The organism is Streptomyces sp. NPDC098101, assembly GCF_044760185.1.
In the GTDB taxonomy this organism is placed as follows: Bacteria; Actinomycetota; Actinomycetes; order Streptomycetales; family Streptomycetaceae; genus Streptomyces.
Map to the genome: position 1 here is coordinate 567,664 of NZ_JBIWAS010000002.1, position 23,907 is coordinate 591,570.

Here is a 23,907-nt window from a genome sequence, read left to right on the forward strand (position 1 = left end):
CGGGCCAACGATCTCGTCCCTAGGCTCACGGTCATGCCCGAGATATCGCTGACCACGCTCGTCCTGCTCTGCCTCGCCGCGCTCGTCGCGGGCTGGATCGACGCCGTGGTGGGCGGCGGCGGGCTGCTCCTGCTGCCCGCCCTGCTGCTCGGGCTCCCGCACGTCCCGGCCGCGCAGGTCCTCGGCACGAACAAGGCCGTCGCCATCGTCGGCACCACCGGGGCCGCCGTCACCTACGTCCGCAGGGCGCCCGTCCAGGTCCGGACGGCGGTGCGGATCGGCCTCGCGGCCCTCGCCGGCTCCATGGCGGGCGCCTTCTTCGCCGCCGGGATCAGCAGCGACGTGCTGCGCCCGGTGATCATGGTGGTGCTGCTCGGGGTGGCGGCCTTCGTGATGCTCCGGCCCTCCTTCGGCGTACGGGCCGAGGGGGAGGAGCGGGCGCCGCTGACCCGGGCCCGGATCGTCACCGCGATCGTGGTCGTCGGCGGCGGGATCGGCTTCTACGACGGCCTGTTCGGGCCGGGCACCGGCACCTTCCTGGTCCTCGCCCTGACCGCCGTACTCCACCTCGACCTGGTGACCGCCTCCGCCACCGCCAAGATCGTCAACGTCTGCACCAACGCGGGCGCCCTCGCGATGTTCGCGTACCAGGGCACGGTCTACTGGCAGCTCGCCGCCGTCATGGCGGTCTTCAACCTGGTCGGCGGGACGGTCGGCGCCCGGATGGCGCTGAGCAAGGGCGCGGAGTTCGTCCGGGGCGTGCTGCTCGTGGTCGTGCTCTCCCTGGTCGCGAAGCTCGCCTTCGACCAGTGGGCGTGAGGCGCCGGTCCGGCCGGTGTGTGTGGGGGGCTACTTGACGCCGATGAGGTGTCCGAAGGCGACCACGTTCCCCTGGTAGCCGTTCTTCTTCGAGAAGCCGCCGCCGCAGGTGATCACCCGGATCTCGGCCCGGTCCGCCTCGCCGTACACCTTGCCGCTCGGGAAGGCGTCGTTCTCGTACACCTCGACCGCGTCGACGGTGAACACGGCGGTGCGCCCGTCCTCCCGGTCCACCTCGATCCGGTGGCCCTTCTTGAGCGCCCCGAGGGTGTAGAAGACGGCGGGGCCGTCCGCGTTGTCGACGTGGCCCGCGACGACCGCCGTGCCCTTCGCGCCGGGCGTGGTGCCGCCCTCGTACCAGCCCGCCAGGTTCCGGTCCCCGGCCGGCGGCACTTCGAGGGTGCCGTCCGCCGCCAGGCCCAGCCCCGTCATCGGGGTGTCCACGTCGGTCTCGGGGATGCGCAGCCGTACGGGGGCCGAGGGCGGCAGCGGGTCGGCGGCGGCGTCGGTGTGGACGCTCGGACCGGCGGCGAAGGCCTGGGCGGCGGACGGCACGGGCGGGGTGACGCTCTCCGAGCCGTTCTGGACGAGCCAGAGACCCACGCAGGCGGCCACCGCCAAGGCCCAGCCCTTGCTCCTGTTGCTCACCTGGATCCCTTCCGCCTTCTCGATGCGTCTTCGCGACACGTCTTCGCGACACGTCTTCGCGATGCGCCGCTCTCCGGCGTGCCGCTCTCCGGCGCGCCGCCGGAACGCGCCGGGATGTGGTCCTGCCCCCGCCGGGCCCGTACGGGCGTGCGGCGGGGGCAGGACGGGGCGGTGCCTCAGTGTCCCCGCGCGCCGCTCGCCCGGCGGCGCAGGAACCAGGCACCACCGACGGCGGTCGCGGCCAGCACCGCCGCGCCCGCCGCGACCTGGGTGGTGTCGGGGCCGACGCTGCCCCCGACACCCGTCTGGACGTGGCCGCTGGGACGCCGGTGCGTGACGGTCAGGTCGCCCCGGGCCGTCTTGCCGTTGTCGCAGGCCACGCTGATGCCGTACGTGCCCGCCTTGGCGTGCTGGGGCACGGTGAACTGGCCGACCACGACCTCCTTGTGCGTGCTCGGCTTCAGGTGGAAGTCGCCCGCGCCGAGCGAGTTCGCGTCGCCGACGCCCCGCCCGTTCTTGCCGCAGGCGAGGGTGTTCACGGTGACCGTGGTGCCCGGGGACGCGGACGACGGATAGATTTCGAGGGATTCGTTCCACTCGTCACCGGCGTGCGCCGCCGGGACGGCGAACGCCCCGATCGCGGCGACCGTCAGCGCGGTACCGGTGAGCAGACGGGCAGTGGTGCGCATGGGGGTCCTCCGGAGCGCGCGAACGGTCATGCCGGGGCGGTCCTCCCGGGAGGGACTTCCCGGATCCGGACCTTCTGCGACCGAGCCAAAGCCCCCCGCCCGCCCGCCGCCTGCTGATGAGGCATCAGAAAAGACCCCTACGGCACGGCGTGTCGACTGGATTCCGGACGTTTGCGCAGGTGGAGGGCGGTTTCGTGACGCCGCCGGGCGAGTCGTGCCGAACGGGTGACGGCGAGGGGCCGGGACCGGGCCCGCGCCGCCGGGGCTACCCGGCCCGCAGTTCCTCCGGCGGCACGCTCCCGTACGCCGCCTGCACCCGTTCCATCAGCTCCCCGTCCACCGCGAACGCCACCCCGTCGACCGCCGTCACGGGCGCGATCGTCCGCGAGCTGGTCGTGAACGCGGCCCGGTAGCGGGGCAGGTCGGCCAGGAGGACCGGCCGCCGGACCGACCCCAGGCGCGGCTCCAGGAGGGTCATGGTGATGCCGAGGAGGCAGGGCGCCGACGGCCATACCAGCGAAGTCCCGTCCCAGAAGGCGATGTTGGAGACCGCGCCCTCGGAGACCTCCCCGGCCGGGGAGGTCAGCAGGGCCTCGTCGTACCCCGCGCGCCGGGCCGCCTCGCCGTGGTACCGCTGCCCGAAGCCGCCCAGGTGCTTGAGGTGCGCGGCCGGACGCCCGTACGCCACGCTCTTCAGGCGCTGCGGGGCGCCGGGGCCGTCCGGGGCCGGGGCGCGGACGGTCACGACCGTGCGGGGTCCCTCGTACACGTACACCCTGACCGAGGCGTCCCGCCGCCCGGCGGCCTCCAGGGCCCCGGCCACCAGCTCACGGACCCGGCCGCCGTCGAGTCCCCGGCCGAAGAGCTCGCGGGTCGAGCGGTCGAGCCGTTCCAGGTGGAGCCCGAGCCCCTTCACGCGGCCGTCCCGCACCTGCATCGCCGTGAAGTGGCCGTAGCCGCTCATGAGGGCGCCGAGGAGCTCCGGACCGGCCACCGGGACGCCGTCGGCCTCGACGTGGACGCGGTCGTCAGCGGGGGAGACGGGGGGCGTGGGAGGGATCGGAGGGGGCGTCATGTTTCCCACCGTAGGGGCCCCGACCCGGCCCCTTCGCGCGGCTTCGTGCGGCCCGGAAGACCCCGCCCCCGGCAACCGCTTGACCTCAACCAAACTTGAGGTACCACGATCATCGACATGGACCTCACGAACGCCACACGGCCCTCCGTCCCTTCCGCCCCCCTCTCCCTCGCCCTCGTCGTCGCCAGCGACCGCGAAGGCCGGTTCGCCCCCGTCCTCGCCGACTGGTTCCTCGCCCGCCTCGCCGGGCGCGAGGACTTCGCCGTCACGGTCGTCGACCTCGCCGGGGTCGACCTCCCCACCTCCCTCTCGTACGAGCCCTCCCCGGCCGTCCGGGCCGAACTCGCCAAGGTCACCCCGGTCCTCGAAGCCGCCGACGCCTTCGTCGTCCTCACCCCCGAGTACAACCACTCCTTCCCCGCCTCCCTCAAGAACCTGATCGACCGGCACTACACCGAGTGGCAGGCCAAGCCCGTCGGCTTCGTCTCCTACGGCGGGATCTCCGGCGGTCTGCGGGCCGTCGAGCAGCTCCGCCAGGTCTTCGCCGAGATGCACGCCGTCACCGTCCGCGACACCGTCTCCTTCCACCACGCCCACGGCCAGTTCGACGAGGACGGGCGGCACAAGGACCCGGACGGCGCCGAGGGCGCGGCCAAGACCCTCCTCGACCAGCTCGCCTGGTGGGGCCACGCCCTCAGGGACGCCAAGTCCGTCCGCCCGTACGGCGCGTGAGGAGGCGGCACCGTGCTCTTCCGGCTCCTGCTTCCCCGCCTCCGGCCGTACCGGCCCCTCCTCGTCCTCCTCGTCGCCCTCCAGCTCGTCCAGACCCTGGCCTCCCTCGCCCTGCCCGCCCTCAACGCCGGCGTCATCGACCACGGCGTCCTGCGCGGCGACACCGGCCGGATCCTCTCCGGGGGCGCCCGGATGGCCGCCGTCACCCTCCTCCAGGTGGCGGCGGCCGCCGCCGCCACCTACGTCGGCGCCCGGATCGCCATGGGCGTCGCCCGCGACCTGCGCTCCGAGGTCTTCCGCCGCGTCCAGGACTTCTCCGCCCGGGAGCGGGGCCGCTTCGGCGCCGCCTCCCTCATCACCCGCACCACCAACGACGTCCAGCAGATCCAGACGTTCGCCGTCCTCGTCCTGACGATGCTGGTCGCCGCCCCGCTCCTGTGCGTCGGCGGGATCGCCATGGCCCTGCGCCAGGACGTGCCGCTCGCCCTCGTCCTGGTCCTCTTCGTGCCCGTCATGACCGGGGCCGTCGGCACCGTCGTGCTGCGCATGAGGCCCCTCTTCCGGGGGATGCAGCTCCGCGTCGACCTGACCAACCGGATCCTGCGCGAACAGATCACCGGCGTCCGGGTCGTCCGCGCCTTCGTCCGCGACCGGCACGAGCGGAAACGGTTCGCCGCCGCCAACGACGAGCTGTTCGCCGTCGGCCTGCGGGCCGGCCGGTTACAGGCCCTCATGTTCCCCGTCGTCCTGGTGATCTGGGAGCTGACCACGGTCGCCCTGGTGTACGTCGGCGCCCACCGCATCGACTCCGGCGCCCTCCAGCCGGGCGGGCTCGTCGCCTTCCTCGGCTATCTGCTCCAGACCGCCATGTCCGTGATGATGACCCTCTTCCTCCTGATGCACATGCCGCGCGCCGAGGCCGGCGCCGAGCGCGTCCGCGAGGTCCTCGACACCCGCTCCTCCGTCGTCCCGCCCGAGCACCCGGTCCGCGAGCTCCACGGCCCCGGCCGGCTCGAACTCGACGGCGTCGGCTTCCGCTACCCCGGCGCGGAGGAACCCGTCCTGCACGGCGTCGGGCTCGTCGCCCGGCCCGGCGAGACCACCGCGATCGTCGGCTCCACCGGCAGCGGCAAGTCGACCCTCCTCGGGCTCGTGCCCCGCCTCTTCGACGCCACCGAGGGCCGCATCCTCGTCGACGGCGCCGACGTCCGCACCCTCGACCCCGCCCTCACGGCGAGGACCGTCGGACTCGTCCCCCAGAAGCCGTACCTCTTCTCGGGCACGATCGCCTCCACCCTCCGCTACGGGAGGCCCGACGCCACCGACGAGGAGCTGTGGCACGCCCTGGAGACCGCCCAGGCCGCCGACTTCGTCCGGGAACTCGGCGAAGGGCTCGACGCGCCCGTCTCCCAGGGCGGCGCCAACTTCTCCGGCGGCCAGCGCCAGCGGCTCGCCATCGCCCGCGTCCTCGTCGCCCGCCCCCGCCTCTACCTCTTCGACGACTCCTTCTCCGCCCTCGACCCCCGCACCGACGCCCTGCTGCGGGCCGCGCTCGCCCGGGAGACGGCCGGCTCCACCGTGGTCGTCGTCGCCCAGCGCGTCTCCACCGTCCGCCACGCCGACCGGATCGTCGTCCTCGACCGGGGCCGGGTCGTCGCCACCGGCACCCACGCCTCCCTCCTGCGGGACGACCCCACCTACCGGGAGATCGTCCTCTCCCAGCTCACCGAGGAGGAAGCCGCGTGAGCACCACCACGAAGCCCCGCACCCCCCGGAGCGCGGCGCCCGCCCGCACCGGCCCCCCGCCCCAGCGCGGCCCCGGCCTCGCCGTCCCCTCCCTCGAACGCTCCCTCTCCTTCCGCGCCTCCGGCCTGCGCCTGCTGCGCACCCTCGCCCCCGACCGGGCCCGGCTGGTCGCCCTGGTCGCCGCCGGCGCCACCGGCGTCGCCCTCTCCGTCCTCGGCCCCTTCCTCCTCGGCCGCGCCACCGACCTCGTCGTCACCGGCGTCACCCGCCCCGCCGGGGTCGACTTCACGGCCGTCGCCCGGGTCCTCGCCCTCTCCGCCGCCGTCGTCCTCGGCTCGTCCGTCTTCCTCTGGATCCAGCAGCGGATCGCCACCGCCGTCGTCCAGCGGGCCGGACACCGGCTGCGCGAGCGGGCCCAGCACAAGCTGGCCCGGCTGCCCCTCTCCCACCTCGACCGGCAGCCGCGCGGCGAGGTCCTCTCCCGCACCACCAACGACATCGACAACATCACCCAGACCCTCCAGCAGGCCTTCAGCCAGATGGTGCGCGCCCTGCTCACCCTGGTCGGCGTCCTCGCGATGATGTTCTGGATCTCCCCGCTGCTCGCCCTCGTCGCCCTCGCCACCGTGCCCGTCTCCCTCGCCGTCGCCGCCCTCGTCGGACGGCGCGCCCAGCCGCAGTTCGTGAAGCAGTGGGCGGTCACCGGCAGGCTCGGCGGCCACGTCGAGGAGATGGTCACCGGCCACACCGAGGTCGTCGCCTTCGGACGGCGCGAGGAGGCCGTGCGCCGCTTCGACGAGCTGGGCGAGGAGCTGTACCGGGCGAGCTTCCGCGCCCAGTTCGTCTCCGGCTTCATCCAGCCCGCCTTGACCTTCGTCGGGAACCTGAACTACGTGGCCGTCGCCGTGGTCGGCGGCCTGCGGGTGGCGAGCGGCACGCTCACCGTCGGGGACGTGCAGGCCTTCGTCCAGTACTCGTACGAGTTCAACGGCCCCGTCACCCAGATCGCCGCCATGGCCAACCTGCTCCAGTCCGGGGTGGCCTCCGCCGAGCGGGTCTTCGACCTCCTCGACGCCGAGGAGGAGACCCCCGACCCGGCCGAGCCCCTGCGCCCCGAACCGCTGCGCGGCCGGGTCTCCTTCGAGGAGGTCTCCTTCCGCCACGACCCCGACCGGCCACTGATCGAGGACCTCTCCCTGACCGTCGAGCCCGGCCGGACCGTCGCCGTCGTCGGCCCCACGGGCGCCGGCAAGACGACCCTGGTCAACCTGCTGATGCGCTTCCACGAGCCGACCGGCGGCCGGATCACCCTCGACGGCGTCGACACGGCCGCGATGACCCGCGAGGAGCTGCGCTCCCGCACCGGCATGGTCCTCCAGGACACCTGGCTCTTCGGCGGCACCATCGCCGAGAACATCGCCTACGGGGTCCCCGGCGAGGTCTCCCGCGAGCGGATCGTCGCGGCGGCGCGGGCCGCCCACGCCGACCGGTTCGTCCGCACCCTGCCCGACGGCTACGACACCGTCCTGGACGAGGACGGCGGCGGCCTCAGCGCCGGCGAGAAGCAGCTGGTCACCCTCGCCCGCGCCTTCCTCTCCGACCCGGTGATCCTCGTCCTCGACGAGGCCACCAGCTCCGTCGACACCCGCACCGAACTCCTCGTCCAGCGGGCCATGTCCTCGCTGCGCGCGGGCCGCACCAGCTTCGTCGTCGCCCACCGGCTCTCCACGATCCGGGACGCCGACACCATCCTGGTGATGGAGCGCGGCGCGATCGCCGAGCAGGGCGGCCACGAGGAGCTGCTCGCCGCCGGAGGGGCCTACGCCCGGCTGCACGCGGCCCAGTTCGCCCGTACGGTGGAGACGTGATCGTCACCGTCCGCACCACCACCGACGCGCGCGCCAAGGCCGACGCCCTGGCGCGCGGCGCCGTCGAGGCCCGGCTCGCCGCCTGCGCGCAGGTCTCGGGGCCCGTCGCCTCCGTCTACCACTGGCGGGGCGCGATCGAGACCACCGAGGAGTGGCAGGTGGAGTTCAAGACCACCGAGGCCCGCTACCCGGCCCTGGAGGCCCACCTCCTCGCCGCCCACGACTACGAGACCCCCGAGATCCTCGCCGCCCGGACCGTCCGGGCGAGCGAGGGGTACGCCCGCTGGGTCGAGCGGGAGACCTCGCGGGACCCGGCGGTCGAGGGCCCGGTGGTCTCCGACGAGCTGCCGTTCTTCGTGTACGGGACGCTCCGCCCGGGCGCGTACAACCACGACCGGTTCCTCGCGGGCCGGATCGGCGCCGAGGCGGACGCCGTGCTCGACGGCGCGGTCCTGTACGACGGGCCCGGCTATCCGTACGTCGTCCCGGCCGAGAAGGGGCGGGTGGTCGGGACGCTGCTCACGCCCGCGCCCGGCGCCTACGGCGAGCTGTTCGGCCTCCTCGACCGCCTGGAGCTGCCCGTCGGCTACGAGCGGGTGGCGAAGGACGTCGTACGGACCGGGGACGGGGCGCGGGTGGCCGCCTGGGTCTTCCTGGCGGGCCCGGACGCGCCCCTGGGCCCGGTCATCGAGAGCGGGGACTGGTTCAACCGCCCGTAGCGGCGTTCCCCGCGCGCTCCAGGCGCACCGCGCACACCTTGAACTCCGGCATCCGGGAGACCGGGTCGAGCGCCGGGTTGACCAGCGTGTTGGCCCGGCCCTCGCCCGCCCAGTGGAACGGCATGAAGACGGTGTCCGGCCGGATCGACGCGGTGATCCGGGCCGGCGCGACGGCCCGGCCGCGCCGCGAGACCACCGTGATCCGCTCGCCCTCGGCCACCCCGATCCGCTCGGCCAGCCGGGGGTGCAGCTCCACGAAGGGGCCGGGCGCCGCCGCGTTCAGCTCGTCCACCCGCCGGGTCTGCGCCCCCGACTGGTACTGGGACACCACCCGGCCCGTGGTCAGGACGACCGGGTACTCGGCGTCCGTCTCCTCGGCCGCCGCCCGGTGCGTCACCGGCACGAACCGGGCCCGTCCGTCGGGCGTGGCGAACCGGTCCAGGAACAGCCGGGGCGTCCCGGGGTGCTCCGCGTCGGGGCAGGGCCAGAAGACGCCCCGCTCCTCCTCGATGCGGCGGTAGCCGATGCCCGCGTAGTCGGCGGGACCGCCCGCCGAGGCCCGGCGCAGCTCCTCGAAGACCTCCTCGGGATCGGTCGGGAAGCCCTTCCCGTGTCCGAGGAGCTCCGCGAGCCCGTGCAGCACCTCCAGGTCGCTCCGCACCCCGGCGGGCGGGTCGAGGGCCCGGCGGCGGAGCAGGACGCGCCCCTCCAGATTGGTCAGGGTGCCGGTCTCCTCCGCCCACTGGGTGACGGGCAGGACGACGTCGGCGAGGGCGGCGGTCTCGGAGAGCACCACGTCCGCGACGGCGAGGAAGTCGAGCGACCGCAGCCGCCCCTCGACGTGCGCGGCGCGCGGCGCGGACACCACCGGGTTGGAGCCCATCAGGAGCAGGGCCCTGACGTCCCCGCCGAGCGCGTCGAGGAGTTCGTACGCGCTCCGGCCCGGCCCCGGCAGCGACTCCGGGTCGACGCCCCACACCCCGGCCACGTGCGCGCGTGCGGCCGGGTCGTCGAGCTTGCGGTAGCCGGGCAGCTGGTCGGCCTTCTGGCCGTGCTCGCGGCCGCCCTGGCCGTTGCCCTGGCCGGTGAGGCAGCCGTACCCGCTCAGCGGCCTGCCCGCCCGGCCGGTGGCCAGGCAGAGGTTGATCCAGGCGCCGACGGTGTCGGTGCCCTTGGACTGCTGCTCGGGGCCGCGCGCGGTGAGGACCATGCCGGCGGGCGCGTCGCAGAACAGGGCGACGGCCTCGCGCAGCAGCGGCACGGACACGCCGGTGATCCGCTCGACCTGCTCGGGCCAGTGGGACATGGCCCCGGCGCGGGCCTCCGCCCAGCCGGCGGTCCGCTCCCGGACGAACTCCTCGTCCACCCGTCCTTCGGCCACCACGAGGTGCAGCAGGCCGAGGGCGAGCGCGAGGTCGGTGCCGGGGCGCGGCGCCAGGTGCAGGTCGGCCTGCTCGGCGGTGCGGGTGCGGCGCGGGTCGACGACGATCAGCTTCCCGCCGTTCTCCCGCAGTTCGGTGAGGTAGCGCAGGGCGGGCGGCATGGTCTCGGCGAGGTTGGAGCCGACGAGGATCACGCACCCGGTCCGCGGGACGTCCTCCAGGGGGAAGGGGAGGCCCCGGTCGAGGCCGAAGGCCCGCTGGTGCGCGGCGGCCGCCGACGACATGCAGAAGCGCCCGTTGTAGTCGATCTGCGAGGTGCCGAGGACGACCCGGGCGAACTTCCCCAGGGAGTACGCCTTCTCGTTGGTGAGGCCGCCGCCGCCGAAGACCCCCACGGCATCGGGTCCGTGGTCGGCGCGGGTCCGGCGCAGCCCGTCGGCGACGGCGGCGAGTGCCTCCTCCCAGGACGCGGGCACCAGGGCCCCCGTGTCAGGGCTTCGGACCAGGGGCCCGGTGAGCCGGACCCGGGAGGAGAGTACGGAGGGGGCGGTGCGGCCCTTGCCGCACAGGGCGCCCCGGTTGACGGGGAAATCGGTCCGCTCGACCACCTCGGCGGGCGCCTCCGGAGCACCGGTGGGACGCAGCGACATCCCGCACTGGAGGGCGCAGTAGGGGCAGTGGGTGGGGACGGCGGTGGCGTCGGACATGCCGTCAGCGTGGGACGGGAGTGTTACGCGGGGCGGCGCGGCGTATTACGGGCGCGGTGCCATGCCCTCCGCCCGGCGGGCGGCGGAGGGTGAGGGGTCCCGTCTCAGCGGGTCGGGTCCGGGGAGGCCAGCGCCTCCGTGACGCCCTTCTCCTCCGGGCCGAGGAAGTGCGGATCGGGCCGCAGACCGGCGTCGAGGGCGGCCTTGCCCGCCGCGAACACCTCGCGGGTGGTGCCGTAGTACCAGGTGCGGTCGTGGGGCTCGGCAACCCCGACGCCGTACGCGTCGACGCCCGCCCGGCCGCACAGCGCGACGGCCCGCTTGACGTGGAAGTCCTGGGTGACGAGGACGGCCCGGTCGACGCCGAAGACCTTCCGGGCCCGGACGCAGGAGTCCCAGGTGTCGAAGCCCGCGTAGTCGCTGACGATCCGCCCGTCCGGCACCCCGCGCTCGGTGAGGTACGCGCGCATGGCGCTGGGCTCGTCGTACGCGGTCCGGCTGTTGTCGCCGGTGACGAGCAGGACCCGCACCTTGCCCGTGCGGTACAGCTCGGCGGCGGTGTCGAGCCGGTGCGCGAGGTACGGGGTGGGGCGCCCGTTCCACAGGCCGGCGCCGAAGACGACGGCGACGTCCCGGGCGGGCACGTCCGCGGTGGTGCGGAGCTTCCCGGCGGCGGCCGTGTGCATCCAGGTCGCGGGCAGGAGGGCGAGGACGGCGCCCGCCATCACGGCCTGGACGGCGCGGCGGCGGGCCCGGACGGTGCGGGGGAGCCACCGGGTGAACCGTGCCGACATGCGGGAACCTCCGTGGACGGGAACGGGTGTGCTGTCACCCCGTCCGACGCGCTTCGGCCGGGTTCGGTTCACCGGACGCCCGGTCTGTTCCGTACAGCACACCCGCCAGGACCAGGCCGCCCAGCATCCCGAGGAGCTGCGCGGCGGCGAAGGCGGGCACCGAGGCGGGGGCGATCCCGGTGAAGGAGTCGGAGAGGGAACGGCCGACGGTGGCCGCCGGATTGGCGAAGGAGCCGGAGGAGGTGAACCAGATCGCCGCGCCGATGTAGCCCGCCACGGCGACCGGGGCGAGGCCGGGGCGGCCGGTGTGGCGCAGCCCCTGGACGACCAGGACGAGCCCGGCGGTGGCGACGGCCTCGCCGAGCAGCAGATGGAGCCCCGAGCGGGGCTCGGTGGCCCAGGCGCCGGGCGCCCGGCCGAACATCGCCTCGGCGAGCAGGGCGCCCGCGACGGCCCCCGCGAGCTGGGCGGCGATGTAGGCGAGGGCCTCGCGCCCTCCGCTCCCGGGGCGCCGGGACCACCACTCGGAGAGCGTCACGACGGGGTTGAAGTGGGCCCCGGAGAGCGGGCCGATGAGGGCGATGAGCAGCCCGAGGCCGAGCGCGGAGGCGGAGGCGTTGGCCAGCAGCCGGACGCCGGTGTCCTGGCTGAGGGAGTCGGCGCGGATGCCGGAGCCGACGACGACGGCGACGAGGGCGGCGGTGCCGATGAACTCGGCGGCGGCGCGCCGGGGGAGCGACGCGGGGGACATTCTCATGGTGGAAAAGATATTCCGTGATTCGGAAGGAAAAAAGGGGGGAGGGGAGGGGTGCGGGGTCCGTACGATCCGGACCGTGAAGAGCACGAAGACCGACGCCCCCGTCCTCCGCCGCGCGACCGGCTCCGACGCCGCCGAGGCGGCCGGGGTCTGGCTGCGCTCCTACGCGGCGGCGCTCCCGGACGTGCGCCGGGCGCACACCGACGACGAGGTCGGGGCCTGGTTCCGGGAGCTGCTCGTCCCCCACCGGGAGACCTGGGTGGCGGCGGCCGGGGACGCGGTCGTCGCCGTGATGGTCCTGGACGGCGGCGAGCTGGACCAGCTCTACGTCGACCCGCCGTGGCGCGGCCGGGGCGTCGGCGACCGGCTCGTGGACCTGGCCAAGCGGCGCCGCCCGGACGGCCTGGAGCTCTGGACGTTCCAGGTCAACGCCCCGGCGCGGCGCTTCTACGAGCGGCACGGATTCGTCGCCGCCGAGCACACCGACGGCGCGCGCAACGAGGAACGCGAGCCGGACGTCCGGTACGCGTGGCACCCGGAAACGTCCTGACAGCGCGCGCCCGGCGCCGGTGAGGTCACGGAAAACAGCCGTGACCCCCGCGCAACGGGCAGGCAACGCGGGACCCGCAGGATCGGTCCATGACGGAGCCGGACAGCACGTTCGACACCACCGCCGAACTGCTCACCAGAATCACCGAACACCTCGGCGACCGACTGCGCGAACTCCACCCGCACGGCCCCCGCCGCCTGGGGACACGGTGCCCGGAGCCCCGGGCGCCGGAGAGCCGGACCCCGGAACCCCGGACACCGGAGACCTGGACGCCGAAGTCCCGGACTTCGGAGCCCCGGGCCCTGGGACCCCAGCCACCGGAGACTTGGACACCGAAGTCCCGGACCCCGGAACCTCGGGCCCTGGAGACCCGGACCCTGGAATCTCGGGCCCTGGAGACCCGGACGCCGGAACCCTGGGCCCCGGAGGCCCGGACGCTGGAGACCTGGACCCCGGAATCTTGGGCCCTGGAGCGCCGGACGCCGGAACCCTGGGCCTCGGAAACCTGGGCCCCGGAGACCCGGACCTCGGAATCCCGGGCCCTCGAACCCCGGGCCCTGGGACCCCAGCCACCGGAGACCTGGACACCGAAGTCCCGGGCCCCGGAGGAACGGTCACCGGAGCCCCGAGCACCGGAGGGACGGACCCCTCCGCCCGGCGCCCGTCCGCCGGAGTCCTGGGCGCCCCCGCCCGGCACCCGCCCGCCGACGACGCCGGGCGCGGACCCGTCACCGACGCCGGGCACAGCACCGCCCACGCCACCCGACACAGCCCCGCCGACCACTCCGGGCACAGCACCGCCCACTCCACCGGGCACAGCCCCGCCGACCACCCCGGGCACCCCACCGACCGCTTCGGGCACCCCGCCGACCACCCCGGGCACCCCGCCGCCGACGCCGGGCGACTCGCCCACCACGTCGGGCGACTCGCCCACTACGCCGAGCGCGGCCGCCCCGCCCCGGGGCCGCCCCCCGGAGGGATCCGGCCGGGTGCGTCCGTACGGGCGCCCGCAGGGGAAGCCCCATGAGGAGGTACACCCGCCATGCACCACCGCACCGCCCCCGCGCACCACCGCCCCGCCCCCGTCCCCGCCCCCGGTCGCCGCCAGGCGACCCTCGTCGCCGTCGGTCACGGCAGCCGCGACCCGCGCGCCCGCGCCACCCTGCTCCGGCTCCTCGACCGGGTCCGCGAGCTCCGCCCCGGGCTCGACGTCCGCCTCGCCCACATCGAGCTGAACGCCCCCCTCCTCGACGAGACCCTCGCCGCCCTCGCCGCCGAGGGCCGGGAGGCGGTCCTCGTCCCCCTCCTCTTCGCCCCCGGCCACCACGTCACCCACGACCTGCCCGCCGCCGTCGCCGCCGCACCCGGCCTCCGGGCCCGCGTCGCCGACCCCCTCGGCGCCCACCCGCTCCTCGCCGAGGCCCTCGCCGGCCGCCTCGCCGAAGCGGGCTGGACCCCGGACGGGCGGCCCGGCGCGCACGACCGCCGCACCGCCGGCGTCGTCCTCGCCGCCGCCGGCTCCCGCGACCCCCGCTCCGGCGCCGAGACCCGCCGCATCGCCGCCCTCCTCGGCGAGCGCCTCGGCGTCCCCGTCGTCCCCGCGTACGCCTCCGCCGCCGCCCCCACCGTCCCCGAGGCCGTCGCCGCCCTCGCCGCCCGGGGCCGCCACCGGATCGCGGTCGCCTCCTGCTTCACCGCCCCCGGCCTCTTCGCCGCCCGCGCCGCCGCCCACGCCCCCGGGATCGCGGCCGCGCCGCTCGGCGCCCACCCGGCTCTCGCCCGCCTGGTCCTCCACCGCCACGACCGCGCCCTCGCCACCGCCACCGCCCGCGGGCGGGAACTCGCCGCCGTCTGAGCGCTTCTGTCGGCCCCTCCGGTTACCTTCGGGGACATGGAAGGCATCAAGGACACCAAGGACAGCACCGACACCCCCGAGATCCCCGGGTACGACTCCGCCGCGACCGAGCGCTGGGACCCCGAGCCCGACAAGCAGCCGGGCCGCACCGCCTTCCAGCGCGACCGCGCCCGCGTGCTGCACTCCGCCGCGCTCCGCCGCCTCGCGGGCAAGACCCAGGTCGTCACCCCCGGCACCAGGAGCCACGCCTGGGACGCCAGCCCCCGCACCCGGCTCACCCACTCCCTGGAGTGCGCCCAGGTCGGCCGCGAGCTCGGCGCCGCCCTCGGCTGCGACCCCGACCTGGTCGAGGCCGCCTGCCTCTCCCACGACATGGGCCACCCGCCCTTCGGGCACAACGGCGAACAGGCCCTCAACGACGTCGCCAAGGACTGCGGCGGCTTCGAGGGCAACGCCCAGTCGCTCCGCCTCCTCACCCGCATCGAGCCCAAGCGCTTCGTCAAGGACGCCGACGGCGACCTCGTCAGCGTCGGCCTCAACCTCACCCGGGCCGCCCTCGACGCCGCCACCAAGTACCCCTGGGGACGCGGCGGCCACCCCCAGGACCCCGGCTCGCCCAAGTTCGGCGTCTACGAGGACGACCTGCCCGTCTTCGAGTGGGTCCGGCGGGGCGCCCCCGCCCACCGCAAGTGCTTCGAGGCCCAGGTCATGGACTGGTCCGACGACGTGGCCTACTCGGTCCACGACTTCGAGGACGGCCTGCACGCCGGGCACATCGACCCCAACCTCCTCCTCGCCGAGCCCGAGCGCGCCGACATCTGGCAGGTCGCGATCGGCCGCTACGTCCCCGAGGACACCGACCCGCAGGAGCTGGCCGAGGCCCTGGACCGGCTCGTCGACCAGGAGTGGTGGCCGCACGGCTACGACGGCTCGGCCGTCGCCCAGGCCCGCCTCAAGGACGCCACCAGCCAGCTCATCGGCCGCTTCTGCCTCGCCGCCGAGGGCGCCACGCGGCAGGCGTACGGCTCCGGCCGCCTCACCCGCTACGGCGCCGAGCTGGTCGTCCCCCGCGAGACCCGCAACGAGTGCGCCGTCCTCAAGGCCGTCGCCGTCCGGTACGTGATGCAGCGCGCCGAGCAGGAGGCCCTCCGCGCCGACCAGCGGATCATCGTCGCCGAACTCGCCGAGGCCCTCGTCGCCCGCGCCCCCGACGGACTCGAACCGCAGTTCCGCGCCGCCTTCGACACGGCCCCCGACGACCGGGCCCGCAAGCGCGTGATCGTCGACCAGATCGCCTCCCTCACCGACGCCTCCGCCCGCGCCCTCCACGCCCGCCTGCACCACCCGCCGGTGCGGTGAGGGACCCGTACGGCCCTCTTCCGCCGCTCCCCTCCGTGCGGGACGCTCACAGCGGCCCCGGGGCGGTACGGCCCGAAGAACGCCCGGGGGCGTAGGTTGGAACCGGTCGCAACGAGGAGGAAACGACGTGGTCGACGCAGATCAGACCTTTGTCATCGTCGGCGGGGGCCTGGCAGGGGCCAAAGCGGCGGAGACCCTGCGCGCCGAGGGGTTCAACGGCCGGGTGATCCTCATCGGAGACGAACGCGACCACCCCTACGAGCGCCCACCCCTCTCCAAGGGCTACCTGACCGGGGACAAGGAGCGCGACGCCGCCTTCGTCCACGAGCCCGCCTGGTACGCGGCGAACGACGTCGAGCTGCACCTCGGGCAGGCCGTCACCGCGATCGACCGCGAGGCCCGCACGGTCCGCCTCGGCGACGGCACCGTCATCCGCTACGACAAGCTGCTCCTGGCCACCGGCTCCGAGCCCCGCCGCCTCGACGTGCCCGGCACCGACCTCACCGGCGTCCACCACCTGCGCCGGCTCGCCCACGCCGACCGGCTCCGCCAGGTCCTCGCCGGCCTCGGCCGGGACAACGGGCACCTGGTGATCGCCGGCGGCGGCTGGATCGGCCTGGAGGTCGCCGCCGCCGCCCGCGGCTACGGCGCCGAGGTCACCGTCGTCGAGGCCGACCCCACCCCGCTCCACCGGGTCCTCGGCCCCGAGCTGGGCCAGCTCTTCGCCGACCTCCACGGCGACCACGGCGTCCGCTTCCACTTCGGCGCCCGGCTCACCGAGATCGTCGGCCAGGACGGCCTGGTCCTCGCCGTCCGCACCGACGACGGCGAGGAGCACCCGGCGCACGCCGTCCTCGCCGCGATCGGCGCCGCCCCCCGCACCGCCCTCGCCGAGAACTCCGGGCTCGCCCTCGTCGACCGGGCCGACGGCGGCGGCGTCGCCGTCGACGAGTCCCTGCGCACCTCCGACCCGGACGTCTTCGCCGCCGGGGACGTGGCCGCCGCCCACCACCCGCTGCTCCGCACCCGGCTCCGCGTCGAGCACTGGGCCAACGCGCTCAACGGCGGCCCCGCCGCCGCCCGCGCCATGCTCGGCAAGCCCGTCTCGTACGACCGGGTGCCCTACTTCTTCTCCGACCAGTACGACCTGGGCATGGAGTACTCGGGCTGGGCGCCCCCCGGCTCGTACGACCAGGTCGTGGTCCGCGGCGACACCGGCAAGCGCGAGTTCATCGCCTTCTGGCTCAAGGAGGGGCGCGTCCTCGCCGGGATGAACGTGAACGTGTGGGACGTCACAGAGCCGATCCAGAACCTCATCCGTTCCCGGACGCCGGTGGACCCCGAGGCCCTCGCGGACCCCTCCGTACCCCTGGAGAGCCTGCTCCCGTAGTCACTCCCTCCCCGTAGACTTCACGCGTGGCAGGCAGGATCAACGACGACGACGTGAAGGCGGTACGGGACGCGGTCCCGATCGACGCCGTCGTGTCCGAATACCTCCAGCTGCGCAACGCGGGCGGCGGGAACCTCAAGGGGCTGTGCCCCTTCCACGACGAGAAGTCGCCCTCCTTCCAGGTCAGCCCGAGCAAGGGACTCTTCCACTGCTTCGGCTGCCAGGAGGGCGGCGACACCATCGCCTTCGTGATGAAGATCGACCACCTCTCCTTCTCGGAGACGGTCGAGCGCCTCGCCGCCAAGGCGGGCATCACGCTGCGGTACGAGGAGGGCGGCTACAACCCCGGCCACCAGCGCGGGGAACGCATCCGGCTGATCGAGGCCCACCAGGTCGCCGCCCGCTTCTACGCCGAGCAGCTCGGCTCCGCCGAGGCCGAGATCGGCCGGAAGTTCCTCGCCGAGCGCGGCTTCGACCAGGCCGCCGCCGAGCACTTCGGCGTCGGCTACTCCCCGGCCGGCTGGGACCACCTCACCCGCTTCCTGCGCGGCAAGGGCTTCTCCGACAAGGAGCTGATCCTCTCCGGGCTCTCCCAGGACGGCCGCCGGGGCCCCATCGACCGCTTCCGCGGCCGGCTCATGTGGCCGATCAAGGACGTCGGCGGCGAGATCGTCGGCTTCGGCGCGCGCAAGCTCCGCGACGACGACAACGGGCCCAAGTACCTCAACACCCCCGAGACGCCGATCTACAAGAAGTCCCAGGTCCTCTACGGCATCGACCTCGCCAAGAAGGACATCGCCAAGGCCAGCCGGGCCGTCGTCGTCGAGGGCTACACCGACGTCATGGCCTGCCACCTCGCCGGGGTCACCACCGCCATCGCCACCTGCGGCACCGCCTTCGGCGGCGACCACGTCAAGATCCTCCGCCGCCTCCTCATGGACAACGGCTCGGCCCGCGTCATCTTCACCTTCGACGGCGACGCCGCCGGCCAGAAGGCCGCCCTGCGCGCCTTCGAGGACGACCAGAAGTTCGCCGCCGAGACGTACATCGCGGTCGCCCCCGAGGGCATGGACCCCTGCGACCTGCGGCTCGCCAAGGGCGACGAGGCCGTCGCGGACCTGGTCGAACCCCGCACCCCGCTCTTCGAGTTCGCCCTCCGCCAGATCGTCCGGCGCTACGACCTGGAGACCCCGGCGGGCCGGGCCGCCGCCCTCGACGAGGCCGCCCCGATCGTCGCCAAGCTCAAGAACCTGGCCGTGCGGCACGGCGTCGCCGTCCAACTCGCCGGAATGCTCGGGATCATGGACGAGCGGTTCGTCGTGCAGCGGGTCAGCCAGATCGCCCACTGGCAGCGGGACCGCGGCGGCCGGGGCCAGTCGGACGGCCGGCCGCGCCGCGAGGCGCCCCGCATCCAGGCCCCCGTGGCACCGCCGGGCCCCGCGCTCAACCTGCGCAGCCCCGCCCACCGCACCGAGCGCGAACTCCTCAAACTCGCCCTCCAGCGGCCCGAACTGGTCTCCCCGGCCTTCGACGCCTACGGCATCGACGAGTTCACCGCCCCGCCCTACGCGGCCGTCCGCCAGTGCGTCCAGGACGCGGGCGGCGCCACCGGCGCCCCCGCCGACTACCTCGACGCGGTCCGCGCGGCCGCCCCCGACGACGCCGTCCGCGCCCTCGTCACCGAACTCGCCGTCGAGACGATCTTCGCCAAGACGATCGACGAGGTCTACGCGGGCGCCCAGCTCGTCCAGGTCCGCCTGCGGGCCGTCGACCGCCGCATCCGCGACGTCCAGGGCGCCCTGGCCCGCCTCGGCCCGAACGGCGACCCGGAGAAGGTCGCGGCCGTGCAGAACGAACTGTGGGTGCTCACCCAGTACGGACAGTCCCTGCGGAACGACGGCGCCGCCGCGCTCTGACGCTCGGTCACCCGGCGGACTCAAAAAGTCACCGCACGCCCCTCGTGGCGGCGATGTGTCGTACCCCACACTGGATGACGGTGCCGTTCCGCTCCTCCTGGAGGTCGCCCGCCGTGCAGACCCAGACCGTGCCGCAGGACCAGCAGGACCAGCAGGACCGGGCAGAGTCCGTCGAGGACGTGAACGGCGTGGAGGACGCGGAGGAGCCCGCGGTCCCGGCGCCCCGGCGCGGCCGCCCGGACCCCGGAGGCAACGGACCCTCCTCCGACCTCTTCCGGCAGTACCTGCGCGAGATCGGCCGCATCCCGCTCCTCACCGCCGAGGAGGAGGTCGAACTGGCCCGCCGCGTCGAGGCCGGCCTCTTCGCCGAGGAGAAACTGGCCGGCACCCCGGACCTGGACACCCGCCTCGCGGGCGACCTGGACCGCCTCGTCGTCCTCGGCAGGATCGCGAAGCGCCGGCTCATCGAGGCCAACCTCCGCCTCGTCGTCTCCGTCGCCAAGCGGTACGTGGGCCGGGGCCTGACCATGCTCGACCTGGTCCAGGAGGGCAACCTGGGCCTCATCCGGGCCGTCGAGAAGTTCGACTACGCGCGCGGCTACAAGTTCTCCACGTACGCCACCTGGTGGATCCGCCAGGCCATGTCCCGGGCCCTCGCCGACCAGGCCCGCACCATCCGCGTCCCCGTCCACGTCGTGGAGCTCATCAACCGGGTCGTCCGCGTCCAGCGCCGGATGCTCCAGGAACGCGGCTACGAGCCCACCCCCGAAGAGGTCGCCGCCCAGCTCGACCTGCCCCCCGAGCGCATCGGGGAGGTCCTCCGCCTCGCCCAGGAACCGGTCTCCCTGCACACCCCCGTCGGCGAGGAGGAGGACGTCGCCCTCGGCGACCTCATCGAGGACGGCGACGCCACCTCCCCGGTCGAGTCCGCCGCCTTCCTCCTCCTGCGCCGCCACCTGGAGGACGTCCTCTCCACCCTGGGCGAACGCGAACGCAAGGTCGTCCAGCTCCGCTACGGCCTCGACGACGGCCGCCCCCGCACCCTGGAGGAGATAGGCCAACTCTTCGGCGTCACCCGCGAACGCATCCGCCAGATCGAGTCCAAGACCCTCGGCAAACTCCGCGACCACGCCTACGCGGACCAGCTCAGGGGCTACCTGGACTAGTCGCCGAAAGCGGCTGCGGAGGGGCGGCCGGGTCGGCCAGACTGCGGTCAGGGCGCGTCCGCCGGGGAGCGCGGCACGCGGAGGAAGGGTGCGACGTGGGGATTCCACTGGCCAAGGCACTGGCCGAGCTGCGGCGTGAGCTGTACGCGGCGCAGGACGAGGGCGCGGGGCAGCAGTTCCGCTTCGAGATCGAACAGGCGGAGCTGGCGCTCGAGGTCGAGTTCCGCCAGGACGGCAACGGCGGGGTGAAGGTCGAGGTCGGCCCGCTCGGCGGCGTGGAGGCGGGCGGGGCCGCGGGCCGTACGAGTCGGCAGACGCTGACCCTGACGCTCCAGGTGAAGGACGAGGCGCGGGGAGGCGAGCGCGTCAGGGTCCGCCGGAGGGGCGACGGGCGGCCCGTTCCCGCTCCCGGGGACGCCCCGGCACCGGCGGCCGACGGCTCCGCCGCCCGGCCCTGGGACTGACCGGAGTGGATCCGCGGCGACTGGCCCTGGTGCGGACGGACGGTCCGGACGGCTCGGGGTCGGGGTACCTGATCGGCCCCCAACTCGTCCTCACGGCCCTGCACGTGGTGCTGCACGACGGCCGCTGGGCGTCGCGCGCCTCCGTACGGGTGGGGCACCCGCGGTACGGAGCGGGAGCGGTCCACCGGGAGGCACAGGTGTGCTGGCCCGACCCCCGCCACGGCGTCCCACCGGGCACGGCGCTCGACGTCGCCCTGCTGTGGCTGGACGCGCCGGTGACCACCGACGGCGGCCCCGTCCGCTGGGGGCGGCCGGACGGCCGGACGCCCCTGCCGTTCGAGGGCGCGGGCTTCCCGGCCTTCGCCGCCGACCCGGAGGACGACGGGGACCGGTTCGAGTACCTGCGCGGCGAACTGCCGCCGGTCTCCACGGCCGAGCCCGGCTGGGTTCTGGACTGCCCCGTCTGGCCGGCGGAGGGCGACGGGGAACGCCCGTGGGCGGGCGCGTCGGGCTCGGCGGTGTTCTGCCACGGGCGGCTCGTCGGCGTCGCCGTCGAGGACGACCGGCGGATGGACTGGCGCCGCCTGCACGCCGTCCCGATCCACCACGCGCTGGCCTCATCGGGCTTCGCCGCCCTGATCACCCGGCACGGCCACCCCGGCACGGGCGACCGGGCGGACCCGGTGACCGCCGCGTCGGGCGACGCCCCGGACTGGCCGCGCCAGGTCGGCGTCCTGCCGCCGCTCGCCCGCGCCTTCCAGCACCGCGACGCCGTCACCGGCCTGGCCCAGGCCCTCGCCGACGGCGACACCGTCGTCCGCTCGGTCCTCCCGCCGCACGCCGCCGGGGTGGTCACCGGCATCGGCGGGGTCGGCAAGACCCAGCTAGCCGTCCACTACGCCCACACCGTCCGCGCCGCCTCCGGCTGGCCGGCCCCGGTCACCACTTCGGACGGCGGCGACCGCCCCTGGTCCGTACCGGTGGCGTCCGTGGACCTCCTGGTATGGGTCCAGGCGTCCACGACCCAGGCCGTCGTGGCCGCGTACGCCCAGGCCGCGGCGGCGATCAAGGACGTCCTGCCGTTCCACGAGACGGCCCGCGAGGACCAGGAGGCCGCCGCCCACGCGTTCCTCACCTGGCTGCAGACCACCACCAGGCCCTGGCTGATCGTCCTCGACGACGTCCCCGACGCCGGGACCCTGCGCGGCTGGTGGCCCCCCGAGACCCGGGCGGGCCGCACCCTCCTGACCACCCGCAACCGGGACGCGGGCCTCACCGACGACCGCCACGAGGTCGTCGTCGGCCTGTTCACGGAGGCGGAGTCCGTCCACTACCTGACCACCCGCCTGGCCTCGCGGGAACAGGAGCCACCGCCCGAAGACCTCCAGGCCCTGGCCGAGGACTTGGGCCACCTCCCCCTCGCCCTGGCGCAGGCCGCCTCGTACATGATCGAGAACCGGCTCACCGTCCCCGAGTACCGCACCGAACTCGCCGACCGCCGCAACACCCTCGAAGACGTCCTCCCCGACATCAACGGCCTGCCGGACGACCAGCGCCACACGGTCGCCGCCGCCTGGACCCTGTCCGTCGAGTACGCGGACACCCTCCGCCCCCGCGCCCTGGCGACCCCGCTCCTGCGCCTCTGCTCCCTGCTCGACCCCAGCGGCATCCCGGCCCCGGTCCTGAAGACCGCCGCAGTACGGAAGTTCCTGCACGAGCACGAGCCCGACTCTGCGCCGCCGGACGACCGGGACGTCACCAGGGCCCTGCGTGTCCTGCACCGCCTGAACCTCGCCGACATCGATGGAACCGGCCCCCACGAGGTGGTCCGCGTCCACCAGCTCCTCCAACGGGCCGTCCGCGAGCCGCTCACGGAGGACACCCGGCAACGAATCAGCCGGGCGGCGGCCGACGGGCTCTTGGAGGCCTGGCCTCGGTCGGAAGACCCGCTCGGTCCGGCGCTCCGGGACAACACCACTGTCCTGAGAGGACATGCGCTCCCCCGGAACGCGGCCGACGACTCTTTGCACTCCGTCCTCTTCCAGGCCGGCAACACCCTCGGCAGAACCGGACAGTTCACCGCTGCCCAGAGCTTCTTCGCCGATCTGGAGGGCGCGGCCCGCGAGCTGTTCGGCCCCGACCACCCCGATACGTTGACCACCCGTAGTAATCGTGCCAGCTGGCTCGGTGAGACAGGTGATCCCGCTGGGGCGGCCGCCTCTCTCGCGGAGTTGTTGGTCGACCGGTTGCGTGTGCTGGGACCCGATCACCCCCATACATTGACCACCCGTAACAACCTTGCGCACTGGCGTGGTGAGGCGGGTGATCCCGCTGGGGCGGCCGCCTCCTTCGCGGAGTTGCTGGTCGACCAGTTGCGTGTGCTGGGACCCGATCATCGCGACACATTGATCACTCGTGGCAATCTCGCCAACTGCCGTGGTCTGGCGGGTGATCTCGAGGGAGCAGTCGTTGCTTCCGAGGAACTGCTGGCCGATCGGTTGCGTGTGCTCGGTCCTGACCATCCTGACACGTTGACCGTCCGTGGCAGCCTCGCGAACTGGCGTGGTAAAGCGGGTGATCCTGCGGGAGCGGTCGTGGCCTACGAGGAGTTGCTGGTCGATCGGTTGCGTGTGCTCGGTCCAGACCACCCCAACACGTTGATCACCCGTACTGCCCTCGCGAATTGGTGCGGCGTATCGGGTGATCTTGCCAGGGCGGTCACCGTTTCCGAGGAGTTGCTGGTCGATCGGTTGCGTGTGCTGGATCCCGATCATCCCGACACGTTGGTCGTCCGTGGGAACCTCGCGAACTGGCGTGGTGAAGCGGGTGATCCTGCGGGAGCGGTCGTCGCCTACGAGGAACTGCTCGGTGAGTTTCTGCGCGTTTTCGGTCCCAACCACCCCAACACGTTGACCGCCCGCAGCAACCTCGCGAACTGTCGTGGTCTGGCGGGTGACCCCGCTGGAGCGGTCGTCGCCTACGAGGAACTGCTCGGTGAGTTTCTGCGCGTTTTCGGTCCCAACCACCCCAACACGCTGGCCGTTCGAAACAATCTCGCGAATTCCCTTGGCCTGGCGGGTGATCCTGCGGGGGTCGTCGCTTTCGAGGAACTGCTCGCCGATCAGTTGCGTGTGCTCGGTTCCGACCACCCCAATGTGTCGATCACCCGTGGCCACCTCACCCACTGGCGAAAACGCCTGCCGGACGGAGGGGACGCCCCGGGCCCCGCTGGAGAGACCCGGAACGACCGGTGACCCGCACCGAGTGCGGA

The 23,907-nt window shown here is 74.2% G+C and carries 19 protein-coding genes; 13 read left to right on the top strand and 6 right to left on the bottom strand.

Translation table 11 applies throughout. The features are described 5' to 3' along the window. Positions 1-33: 33 nt before the first annotated feature. On the top strand, positions 34-819 hold the full coding sequence (locus ACIQVI_RS09590; protein ID WP_403593252.1) for a sulfite exporter TauE/SafE family protein: 786 nt from the start codon (positions 34-36) through the stop codon (positions 817-819). 30 nt (positions 820-849) lie between these two features. Here the strand turns inward: ACIQVI_RS09590 and ACIQVI_RS09595 are convergent, their stop codons facing one another. The 3 genes from ACIQVI_RS09595 to ACIQVI_RS09605 form a co-directional block, all read right to left on the bottom strand. Continuing rightward, positions 850-1,467 carry a class F sortase gene (locus ACIQVI_RS09595; RefSeq protein ID WP_403593255.1) on the bottom strand — a complete coding sequence of 206 codons (618 nt, stop codon included), beginning with the start codon at positions 1,465-1,467 and terminating at the stop codon, positions 850-852. 176 nt (positions 1,468-1,643) lie between these two features. Continuing rightward, the gene (locus ACIQVI_RS09600; protein WP_402441829.1) at positions 1,644-2,156 is read right to left on the bottom strand and encodes a hypothetical protein; all 513 of its coding nucleotides are present in this window, start codon (positions 2,154-2,156) and stop codon (positions 1,644-1,646) included. Between the two features lie 265 nt (positions 2,157-2,421). Then, positions 2,422-3,231 carry an aminotransferase class IV gene (locus tag ACIQVI_RS09605; RefSeq protein ID WP_403593258.1) on the bottom strand — a complete coding sequence of 270 codons (810 nt, stop codon included), beginning with the start codon at positions 3,229-3,231 and terminating at the stop codon, positions 2,422-2,424. Between the two features lie 117 nt (positions 3,232-3,348). On the opposite strand from ACIQVI_RS09605, the gene ACIQVI_RS09610 reads away from it, so the two are divergent. The 4 genes from ACIQVI_RS09610 to cutA are packed head-to-tail and all read left to right on the top strand — an operon-like array spanning position 3,349 to position 8,296. Continuing rightward, entirely contained in the window at positions 3,349-3,963 is a 615-nt protein-coding gene (locus ACIQVI_RS09610; protein ID WP_351970838.1) for an NAD(P)H-dependent oxidoreductase, read from the top strand. Positions 3,964-3,975: 12 nt separating this feature from the next. Further along, positions 3,976-5,709, top strand: coding sequence for an ABC transporter ATP-binding protein (locus tag ACIQVI_RS09615; RefSeq protein ID WP_403593262.1), 1,734 nt, complete (start codon positions 3,976-3,978; stop codon positions 5,707-5,709). Further along, positions 5,706-7,577 carry an ABC transporter ATP-binding protein gene (locus ACIQVI_RS09620; protein ID WP_403593265.1) on the top strand — a complete coding sequence of 624 codons (1,872 nt, stop codon included), beginning with the start codon at positions 5,706-5,708 and terminating at the stop codon, positions 7,575-7,577. The genes ACIQVI_RS09615 and ACIQVI_RS09620 overlap by 4 nt, the downstream gene beginning before the upstream one ends. Further along, positions 7,574-8,296 (top strand): divalent cation tolerance protein CutA, encoded by a 723-nt coding sequence (gene cutA / locus ACIQVI_RS09625; RefSeq protein ID WP_403593270.1) that lies wholly within the window; start codon positions 7,574-7,576, stop codon positions 8,294-8,296. The genes ACIQVI_RS09620 and cutA overlap by 4 nt, the downstream gene beginning before the upstream one ends. Here the strand turns inward: cutA and ACIQVI_RS09630 are convergent. The 3 genes from ACIQVI_RS09630 to ACIQVI_RS09640 form a co-directional block, all read right to left on the bottom strand. After that, complete coding sequence (locus ACIQVI_RS09630) at positions 8,283-10,385, bottom strand: molybdopterin oxidoreductase family protein (protein WP_403593273.1); 2,103 nt, start codon at positions 10,383-10,385, stop codon at positions 8,283-8,285. The genes cutA and ACIQVI_RS09630 overlap by 14 nt on opposite strands. 104 nt (positions 10,386-10,489) lie before the next feature. After that, on the bottom strand, positions 10,490-11,179 hold the full coding sequence (locus ACIQVI_RS09635; protein ID WP_403593276.1) for a vancomycin high temperature exclusion protein: 690 nt from the start codon (positions 11,177-11,179) through the stop codon (positions 10,490-10,492). A 34-nt stretch (positions 11,180-11,213) separates the two neighbouring features. Further along, entirely contained in the window at positions 11,214-11,936 is a 723-nt protein-coding gene (locus ACIQVI_RS09640; RefSeq protein WP_403593279.1) for an aquaporin, read from the bottom strand. Positions 11,937-12,012: 76 nt separating this feature from the next. Between ACIQVI_RS09640 and ACIQVI_RS09645 the strand changes: the two genes are divergently transcribed. From ACIQVI_RS09645 to fxsT, 8 genes are all read left to right on the top strand, one after another. Beyond that, positions 12,013-12,486: a GNAT family N-acetyltransferase gene (locus ACIQVI_RS09645; RefSeq protein ID WP_403593283.1), complete on the top strand. Its 474-nt coding sequence runs from the start codon at positions 12,013-12,015 to the stop codon at positions 12,484-12,486. A gap of 1,042 nt (positions 12,487-13,528) precedes the next feature. After that, the gene (locus tag ACIQVI_RS09650) at positions 13,529-14,341 is read left to right on the top strand and encodes a sirohydrochlorin chelatase (protein ID WP_403593286.1); all 813 of its coding nucleotides are present in this window, start codon (positions 13,529-13,531) and stop codon (positions 14,339-14,341) included. 36 nt (positions 14,342-14,377) lie between these two features. Next, positions 14,378-15,700 carry a deoxyguanosinetriphosphate triphosphohydrolase gene (locus ACIQVI_RS09655; protein ID WP_403593289.1) on the top strand — a complete coding sequence of 441 codons (1,323 nt, stop codon included), beginning with the start codon at positions 14,378-14,380 and terminating at the stop codon, positions 15,698-15,700. 127 nt (positions 15,701-15,827) lie between these two features. Beyond that, positions 15,828-17,090 (top strand): FAD-dependent oxidoreductase, encoded by a 1,263-nt coding sequence (locus ACIQVI_RS09660; RefSeq protein WP_351970847.1) that lies wholly within the window; start codon positions 15,828-15,830, stop codon positions 17,088-17,090. A 26-nt stretch (positions 17,091-17,116) separates the two neighbouring features. Continuing rightward, the gene (dnaG, locus tag ACIQVI_RS09665) at positions 17,117-19,006 is read left to right on the top strand and encodes a DNA primase (RefSeq protein WP_403593293.1); all 1,890 of its coding nucleotides are present in this window, start codon (positions 17,117-17,119) and stop codon (positions 19,004-19,006) included. A 74-nt stretch (positions 19,007-19,080) separates the two neighbouring features. After that, the gene (locus ACIQVI_RS09670) at positions 19,081-20,172 is read left to right on the top strand and encodes an RNA polymerase sigma factor (RefSeq protein ID WP_403593296.1); all 1,092 of its coding nucleotides are present in this window, start codon (positions 19,081-19,083) and stop codon (positions 20,170-20,172) included. Positions 20,173-20,267: 95 nt separating this feature from the next. Next, positions 20,268-20,636, top strand: a complete 369-nt coding sequence (locus tag ACIQVI_RS09675) for a trypco2 family protein (RefSeq protein ID WP_403593299.1) — start codon at positions 20,268-20,270, stop codon at positions 20,634-20,636. 5 nt (positions 20,637-20,641) lie between these two features. Next, on the top strand, positions 20,642-23,890 hold the full coding sequence (fxsT, locus tag ACIQVI_RS09680) for an FxSxx-COOH system tetratricopeptide repeat protein (RefSeq protein ID WP_403593302.1): 3,249 nt from the start codon (positions 20,642-20,644) through the stop codon (positions 23,888-23,890). The last annotated feature ends 17 nt before the right edge of the window (positions 23,891-23,907 follow it).

Coding starts and splice junctions, on each gene's coding strand:
- ACIQVI_RS09590 (WP_403593252.1), top strand. CDS start 34: ATGCCCGAGATATCGCTGACCACGCTCGTCCTGCTCTGCCTCGCCGCG.
- ACIQVI_RS09600 (WP_402441829.1), bottom strand. CDS start 2,156: ATGCGCACCACTGCCCGTCTGCTCACCGGTACCGCGCTGACGGTCGCC.
- ACIQVI_RS09605 (WP_403593258.1), bottom strand. CDS start 3,231: ATGACGCCCCCTCCGATCCCTCCCACGCCCCCCGTCTCCCCCGCTGAC.
- ACIQVI_RS09610 (WP_351970838.1), top strand. CDS start 3,349: ATGGACCTCACGAACGCCACACGGCCCTCCGTCCCTTCCGCCCCCCTC.
- ACIQVI_RS09630 (WP_403593273.1), bottom strand. CDS start 10,385: ATGTCCGACGCCACCGCCGTCCCCACCCACTGCCCCTACTGCGCCCTC.
- ACIQVI_RS09635 (WP_403593276.1), bottom strand. CDS start 11,179: ATGTCGGCACGGTTCACCCGGTGGCTCCCCCGCACCGTCCGGGCCCGC.
- ACIQVI_RS09640 (WP_403593279.1), bottom strand. CDS start 11,936: ATGAGAATGTCCCCCGCGTCGCTCCCCCGGCGCGCCGCCGCCGAGTTC.
- ACIQVI_RS09650 (WP_403593286.1), top strand. CDS start 13,529: ATGCACCACCGCACCGCCCCCGCGCACCACCGCCCCGCCCCCGTCCCC.
- ACIQVI_RS09655 (WP_403593289.1), top strand. CDS start 14,378: ATGGAAGGCATCAAGGACACCAAGGACAGCACCGACACCCCCGAGATC.
- ACIQVI_RS09670 (WP_403593296.1), top strand. CDS start 19,081: ATGACGGTGCCGTTCCGCTCCTCCTGGAGGTCGCCCGCCGTGCAGACC.